Raw genomic sequence first — 7424 nt, 5'->3', positions numbered from 1 at the left:
AAGATGAGAGCTTTTCGAGCGCCGAAGCGGCGGAGTTTGCGAGCAAAGGCGCTAAGGGGGGCGGCAAGGATCCGCGCTTTGATAGCATCGCCGCAACGATAATTTTGCAGAGGTTTTTGGCAAGCAAGGGTTAGGCTCATGCGTAGCAACGTAATTTGCGCGCGGCGGTGAAAGATAAAACCGCCGCTCGTCTGCTTTACCGCTTTATGAATGCTCGTGGATCTTATCTTGCCTCGTAAAACGGATAGGTTTTATTCATGCCAAAAGTCGGTAAAATTTCATCGCCCGCTAAAGCTTGATATAATTTTACTTTGCCCGCAAAGAGTCTGCGGAATTTATTTTGGCGGTAGCCGTAAATGACGCTTTAGGCGGTTAAACCGAGTGGAGATTGACGGCGGTTTGAGCTTTAAGTAGTGAGGCTTATGCATTTTGGGATCTGTGCTCGCGCGCACGGCTGCTATTTTAAGTTTTTTCAAGGTCTATTTAGACGCAAAGAACGCTAAGCAAAATTGCAAAAACGCGGATGCATCATAGAATAGGGCGCAAATTTTGCGATAAATTTCATTTAGGGAGCGGTTATGTTTAAGATCACGATGTTAGTAAAAAAGGCGCCGAACATCACGCAGCAGGAGTTTTTGGCGCACTGGGAGGCGCATTCGCAAAAGGTTTTGGCTAATCAAAAAGAGCTAAATATTATCCGTTACGCAAAAACTATTCCCGTCTTTCCCGAGGGTCAGAGCACCAAGCGTGAGACGGCGGCGTTTGGCTACGACGCGATGGGCGAGCTATGGTATGAGAGCGTGCAGGCGTTTGCGGATGCGCGAAACAGCGAGGTAGGGCGAGCGGTGCTAGCGGAGCTGATGGCGGATGAGGCGAGGTTTTGCGATATGAAAAACTCCGTGATGTGGTTCGGCGAGGAGGAGGCTGTGATAGAGTTTGAGCGCTAGGGAGCGCGGCTTGCAGTGAATAAATTTTGAAGTAAAGCTCTTTAAATGGATAGAATTCTACGTGGCATTTGGGTTTTAAAACTATCAGAATTTTACGAGCTGGGCTTGCGCGGCTGAAATCGTAATCGCAGTCTACATAGATGAAATTTACATGCGCGATACAGATACTGCGCGGCCTAAATTATTTTAAGGCTCATATATCTAAGAATCATGGGTATTGAGCCAAAACGCCTAAAGACGCATTATGCTTACGATTTTAGCATAGGCAAACCTATTTCTAAGATAAAATTTAAAGGCTGGCTGCGTAAAATTTTTTAAAATTTCTAAGCAGCAATGCGAAATTTTCAAAAGTTTTCTAGGGCACGGCAAGATGCTTGTCGCGGGCTTAATATGCAACAAAATATTTTACACACTAGATTATCGCCCTGATAAATTACCATTGTAGAGTCCGTAGGTGTTTCAGACCTCAGGATTAAATGTTTTTTTATAAAAACTGCAGGTGCTGTGGACGCCATATAGACGTGTGAGTAAAAATTGAGGCAAGCCAGCCATAAAAACAATCTTGCAAGTAAAATTTTAATTTGTCTTTTTGAAATTCAGCTCAAAGCTCCGTTTAAAATTTTATTTAAAATTTTGCTTGGGATTTTGATAGGAATTTTACAAGAATTCGCCGGAGATTTCACATCTATTATCAAAAATTAAAATTTTATTCCTCGCTTTTTGCTATAATTATTTTTAAAATTTAAAAGGAGCGAAAATGAAAATTTTAGCGTCGATTGCCGCACTAATCGTAGCAGCCTACTTGCTCGCGCAGATATTTTTCCCGCAAGGGGTCTCGTTTGTCGGATGCGGCGTCGGTAGGGCTAATTCGTGCGAAGACTATGGAGGATATTTGCTTGAGGAGCGCGATTATGAGGCAGCAAAAAAGCCGTTTGAAAAAGCTTGTGAAGCAGGGCTAGAAAATAGCTGTGCTATCGCGGGGGATTTGTATTACGACGAGCAAAATTTATATAAAACTACGAAAGATAAGGGCAAGTCCGCGCGGTTTTATTCCAAAGCGTGCGAGCTGGGAGCCGCCAAAGCTTGCTACAACGCCGCGATAATCTCTTATAAAAATGCCGATAAGAAAAATACATTTGCGTTTTTTGCCAAATCATGCGATTTGGGATTAGGCGAGGGCTGCTTAAACGCTGCGGTCGCTAGCTACGAAGAAAAAGACTATCAGGGCGCTCTTAAGTTTTTCCTCAAATCTTGCGATGCTGCTTTGGCAGAGGGATGCCAAAGGGTTGGGCTAGCGTATTCAAAGAAGGAATTTGGCGAGCCGGATCTGGATAAGGCGATGATCTACTACGACAAGGCTTGCAAACTGGGAGCGGAGTTTAGCTGCAACGTAGTAGCCGCGATGAATAAAATAAATGCAAGCGAGGCTAATGCTACTAAATAGATGGCAGGGCTAGCTAGATGATAACACGGCGAAATCGAAATTAACTTAGAAATTTGACGGAGCTTTATAGGATTTTATGAAATTCCGTGGAATTCCGTCTTTAAATTTTATTGCTGAAATTTCGCATATTGCGATAATATCGATAGATAGTGATTTTAAAATTTCAGTATCTTGGAAGTTTAGAATTTAATCTATGCTATGGATTTTATTGACAGAATTTTGACTTGTCATAGACTTATCCATCGCGATATAGGGATTTCATCATAATCTTAGTGCATCCCTGAAAGAGAAAAAATTGCGCAAACTAGCGAGTAGCTATGTAATCACAGCTGATATGGCAAAAATATCCGAAGAAGATCGCACGGGATAATTAATCTGCGAAGTAAGTAAAATCAATTATCAAGTGGATGAAATCTATCAATAAACAAGTAAAATTATTCATTGCAAGGCAAATAAAATTAATTGCAAAGCAAGCAAAATCGATCTGTAAATGGGTAGATCAAGCTTGAAACTAACTCGAAGTAGCCTTTAAATAAGCTAAATTGCAAGCAAGATAAATTTTAAGTAGGCATATTGTAAGAAAGTAAAATTTTAGATGAGATAAGTGGGATAAATCAATTTCAAATCACCGTAGAAGTTGGATGACGATCCTAATTTAAAGCCCCATTTTTCCGGGATTTAAGATGCCTTTTGGATCGAAAGCCCTTTTGATTGCGCGAAATAGCTCCATCTCTGCCGCGCTAAAAGCTAGTGGCATAAATTCCGCCTTACTTAGTCCGATGCCGTGCTCGCCGCTGAGCGTACCGCCAAGATCAACTGCAGCTTTGAAAATTTCGGTGATTGCGTCATGTCCGCGTCGTACCTGAGCTTCATCTTTTTTGTCGGCGACCATGACGTTGGTGTGGACATTGCCGTCGCCCGTGTGCCCGAAGCAGGGCACGCGCACGCCGTATTTATCGCCGATGCGCGCGATACGGCGCAGTAGCTCGGGCAGCTGCGAGCGCGGGACGGTGATGTCCTCATTTAGCTTAAGCGTGCCGTAGATATTGATCGCCTGCGAGCAGTTGCGTCTCGCAAACCAAATGCCCGCACGCTCCTCTTCGCTTTCTGCGATGCGAAAGTCGCTCGCGCCGTTTTGAACGAAAATTTCTTTTATGAGTGCGAGCTCCTCCAAAAGCACTGCTTCTAAATTGCCGTCGGTTTCGCAGATCAAAATCGCGCCCGCGCCCTTCGGCAAGCCTTTATGAAATTTCTCCTCGACCGCGGCTATGCACAGTGCGTCTAAAAATTCCATCGCCACGGGCGTGATACCGGCTGCCATTGTCTTATACACGGCATTCATTGCTGCATCTACGCTAGGAAAGACGCCCATCGCGGTCTTTTTAAGCTTTGGCATCGGGATTAGTTTGAGCGTGATTTCGGTGATGACGGCAAGCGCGCCTTCGCTTGCGATTAAAATTCCTGCCACGTTGAAGCCTGCGACATCTTTGATAGTGCGTTTGCCCGCTCGGATCACCTCACCGTTAGGCAGTACCGCACGCAGTGCCATTACATAGTCTTTGGTGATGCCGTATTTTGCGGCGCGCATGCCACCGGAGTTTTCGGCGACATTGCCTCCTAGCGTGGAATAATCCTGGCTTGCGGGATCGGGCGGATAAAACAGCCCGCGCGCTGCGGCTGCTTTTTGCAGATCGATATTTATGCAGCCGGGTTGGACTACGGCGAGTAGATTTTGCATGTCGATTTCTAGAATTTTATTCATATGTTTTTCAAATGCTAAAATCACTCCGCCGTTTGCGGCTAAAGATCCACCCGTAAAGCCGCTACCTGCGCCTCTTGGAACTACAGGAATTAAATTTTTGTTGCAGAATTTTAAAATTTGACTGACATCGTCCTCACTTCGCGGGAAAAGCACGCCGTCCGGCAGACAGCGTCTTTTCGTCGCGTCGTAGCAGTATGCTGTGCGATGAGCCTCGTCAAAATAGGCATTATCCGCGCCTAATAGATTTGTAAAAAACGCTTGCGCGGCACTATTCATCGCCGTCTAAGCCCAGCAAATAGCGGTAGTGTTTGTCGTAATCGCTGATCGGGCCGTTAGTAAAGTCCCAAATGACGGTCTTTATCTCGCCCACGCGCGAGTAAAATGGCAGCTGATAATAAGCCACGCTGCCGCTAGCGAACGTGCGCAAAGGCTTGAAGCTGCCGCAGTCGGCAAATACGCCTTGTTTATCCATCGCGATAAAAATCAGTCCGGCGCTGTTTTGCGCGCAAATTTTACGAAAATCGTCTCGGCTGGGATTTGGCTTGTGGTTGTAGCTAAGATAGGCGCCGCCAAGATCTGGGTGGATAAAATTTATATTTGGAAAAGCCTTGATAACCTGCTCGTAAATTTCAGCGTTAGGTGCGACGATTATGGCGCGGTCATAGAGGAAATTTAAGATCACTTTATCGCCGCTTGAGGGTAAAATTTTAGGCAGTGGCAGTGCCTCTTGAGCTAACATATCAAAGACCTCAAATCGCACCTTTGCCTTGCCTGCGCTTTTTTGCGTCACGACGGCACGTGCGATGATGGAGCTTGCGCCGCTACCGAAATTATGCATCACCACCCCGCTGCTACCTACGGCAATCGTAGGGCTATCTGTGATCTCGCCCGAACCATCAGTTACGCTAAGTAGGGCGGTTTCGTATCGCGGCATGTTAAATTCCGCTCCTATCGCCACGCTTAAAAATAGGCCTAAAATAAGTAAAGCTTTTTTCAAAATTCTGCTCCTGAATAAAATTTCGGCTAATTATACATAAAACTTTGAAATTAGCGATAAAATTCCACGGTATTTACGAAATATAAGCGTTTTTTCGTTACAATCCCGCCTTAAAATAATATTTCAAAGCGGTTTTATATGACTAGAATTTTTATATTTCTTTTTCTGTGGATAGGCGTAGTTTTTGCGAACAACCCCAGCGTAGAGAAGTTTGCCTGGCCAGATGGCGTGAGTCTGCTGCAATTTATGGAAACTGCGGGCATTCCCGCGTCTGTATATTATGACCTGGATAAAGAGGATCAGGAGCTTGCCGCCGAGGTACGAGCTGGCGTGGAGTGTCAAATTTTGCGTGATCCAGCAGGTCGCGTCTCCCAGCTGCTAATCCCTGTCAGCGAGGAGCTTCAGATCCACATCTACCGCGATAAATTCGGCACTTTTAGATTCGTTTATACTCCGATAGTTTATGAGGAAAACAGCTACTCTTTAGGAATTCAGATCGAAAGCTCGCCCTATCAAGATATCATCAAAGCTACGGGCAATGCGGCTTTAGCGAATGAGTTTATGCTTGTTTTTAAAAATGAGGTAAATTTTAAAAAGCTGCAAAAGGGCGATCGGCTTGTGATTCTATACGAGCAAAAAACGCGCCTTGGCAAACCTTTTGGCGGAGTAAATATCACCGCAGGAATGATCGAGGAAAATAAAAAGCCCAAATCGCTATATTTTTTCGATGATAAATACTACGACCGAAGCGGTAAAAAGGTCGAATCTTTTCTGCTGATTACACCGCTTGTTTATACTAGAATTTCATCGTATTTTACTCCTAAAAGATTTCATCCGATTTTAAAGCGATATCGCGCGCACTTAGGCGTAGATTATGCAGCCCCCAAAGGCACTAGGGTAAATGCCGCAGGGGCGGGCAAGATTAGCTTTGTAGGGCGTAAAAACGGCTACGGCAACACCGTAGAGATCAACCACGGCGGCGGTATCAGTACGCTTTATGCGCATCTTAGCGGCTTTGCTAGCGGCACAAAAGCAGGCGTTAGTGTCAAGCAAGGTCAGTTAATCGCCTACGTAGGCTCGACCGGGCTTAGTTCGGGACCGCATCTGCACTTCGGACTTTATAAAAATAAGCAGGCTATAGATCCGCTTAAGGTAGTCAAGATTGAAAAAACTAACGTCATAAGCGCCGAAGAACTTAAATTTAAAGCTCTCGTCAAAGATATGGACGCCAGAATGGCTGCGGCTAAAGACGGCTCGAAAAACCCTGCTAAATTTGAAAACTACGAGTCGCTTATCACGATAAATTAAGGCTGAAAATGGAAAATAAAGAGCAGCTGGACGACGTCGAGGAAGCTAAGGCGCTTCTTGATGCGCATCTAGGCGATACGCTTGAGCATGAGCTGAGTGCCGCCGATCTTACGGAGCATTTAAAAACTCTAAAAAAGCACGACGAAGAAAAATACGTAGAATTCTTAAAAAAGCTAGATCCTGAGGATCTTGCCGATGCTGCGCTTGAGATGCCCGAGCATATGCTCGAAGACGTCATCGAAACTCTGCCTCACGAAAAGATTGTAAAAGCGATTGAGGAGCTCGAAAGCGACGATCAGGCAGAGCTTTTGCAAAACATCGGCGAAATCGACGAGGACAAGGCCGAGCAGATTTTCTATGGGCTTGACGAGGACGATCGCCACGATATTCTTACTATCTCCAAATATAGTGAAGATGAGGCGGGCGCGTATATGCAGACCGAGGTTTTTAGCGCGAGGCAGGATCAGACCCTGGGGCAGGCGGTCGAGATGCTGCGCGTTATGCGCGAAAAGGACGAGATCGAGAATGTCTTTCAGCTCTTCGTGCTCGATAAAAAGGGGCATCTGCTTACTACCTTTTCGACGTCCGATCTGATTTTATACGATTTTTCACTCACGCTGGAAGAAATTTCACAAAAATTCGGCGCCGAAAACAAAATCCACTTCGCCACCGATACCGACAAGATCGACGACGTAATCAAGGACTTTGAGGAATTTGACCTTAACGTCATCCCTGTTGTCGATGCTAACGGCATACTCATCGGGCGTATCACTGCCGACGATATCCACGATCTCATCCAAGAGCGCGCCACCGAGCAAATTTACAACCTCGCGGGCGTCGATGACGAAGCCGAAGATGATGAGACTACGATCTTTAAGGCGGGTCGCGCGCGCGCCTTGTGGCTGGCGGTAAATTTATGTACGGCGATCGTAAGCTCGACGATCATCGGGCTATTTGACGCCACTA

Annotated in this window: 7 protein-coding genes; 5 read left to right on the top strand and 2 right to left on the bottom strand. The window is 45.6% G+C overall.

The window, feature by feature from the left end; genetic code table 11:
• The 3 genes from ruvX to Q0140_RS03590 all read left to right on the top strand — a co-directional run.
• Positions 1–134, top strand: a 134-nt coding sequence (gene ruvX, locus Q0140_RS03600; protein ID WP_297961989.1) for a Holliday junction resolvase RuvX, incomplete at its 5' end; no start/stop codon positions are given.
• A gap of 444 nt (positions 135–578) precedes the next feature.
• A complete protein-coding gene (locus Q0140_RS03595; protein ID WP_297961988.1) occupies positions 579–947 on the top strand; it encodes an EthD domain-containing protein in 369 nt (122 codons plus the stop codon).
• Between the two features lie 757 nt (positions 948–1704).
• Entirely contained in the window at positions 1705–2391 is a 687-nt protein-coding gene (locus Q0140_RS03590) for a tetratricopeptide repeat protein (protein WP_297961986.1), read from the top strand.
• Between the two features lie 655 nt (positions 2392–3046).
• Here Q0140_RS03590 and Q0140_RS03585 read toward each other — a convergent pair.
• Together Q0140_RS03585 and Q0140_RS03580 are read right to left on the bottom strand one after the other, a co-directional pair.
• Positions 3047–4429: an FAD-linked oxidase C-terminal domain-containing protein gene (locus Q0140_RS03585; RefSeq protein ID WP_297961984.1), complete on the bottom strand. Its 1383-nt coding sequence runs from the start codon at positions 4427–4429 to the stop codon at positions 3047–3049.
• Complete coding sequence (locus Q0140_RS03580; protein WP_297961982.1) at positions 4422–5150, bottom strand: plasminogen-binding N-terminal domain-containing protein; 729 nt, start codon at positions 5148–5150, stop codon at positions 4422–4424. The genes Q0140_RS03585 and Q0140_RS03580 overlap by 8 nt, the downstream gene beginning before the upstream one ends.
• 138 nt (positions 5151–5288) lie before the next feature.
• Between Q0140_RS03580 and Q0140_RS03575 the strand changes: the two genes are divergently transcribed.
• Complete coding sequence (locus Q0140_RS03575; RefSeq protein ID WP_297961980.1) at positions 5289–6458, top strand: peptidoglycan DD-metalloendopeptidase family protein; 1170 nt, start codon at positions 5289–5291, stop codon at positions 6456–6458.
• A gap of 8 nt (positions 6459–6466) precedes the next feature.
• The coding region (locus Q0140_RS03570) for a CBS domain-containing protein (RefSeq protein WP_297961977.1) at positions 6467–7424 on the top strand (958 nt) is incomplete at its 3' end.

It is taken from the genome of uncultured Campylobacter sp. (genome assembly GCF_938045405.1).
In the GTDB taxonomy this organism is placed as follows: Bacteria; Campylobacterota; Campylobacteria; order Campylobacterales; family Campylobacteraceae; genus Campylobacter_B.
Note: the sequence above shows the minus strand (reverse complement) of the source record. Positions and strands in the feature narration are given on the sequence as shown.

Excerpts from the sequence above, each read along its gene's own strand:
- Q0140_RS03595 (WP_297961988.1), top strand. The coding sequence starts at position 579 with ATGTTTAAGATCACGATGTTAGTAAAAAAGGCGCCGAACATCACGCAG.
- Q0140_RS03590 (WP_297961986.1), top strand. The coding sequence starts at position 1,705 with ATGAAAATTTTAGCGTCGATTGCCGCACTAATCGTAGCAGCCTACTTG.
- Q0140_RS03585 (WP_297961984.1), bottom strand. The coding sequence starts at position 4,429 with ATGAATAGTGCCGCGCAAGCGTTTTTTACAAATCTATTAGGCGCGGAT.
- Q0140_RS03575 (WP_297961980.1), top strand. The coding sequence starts at position 5,289 with ATGACTAGAATTTTTATATTTCTTTTTCTGTGGATAGGCGTAGTTTTT.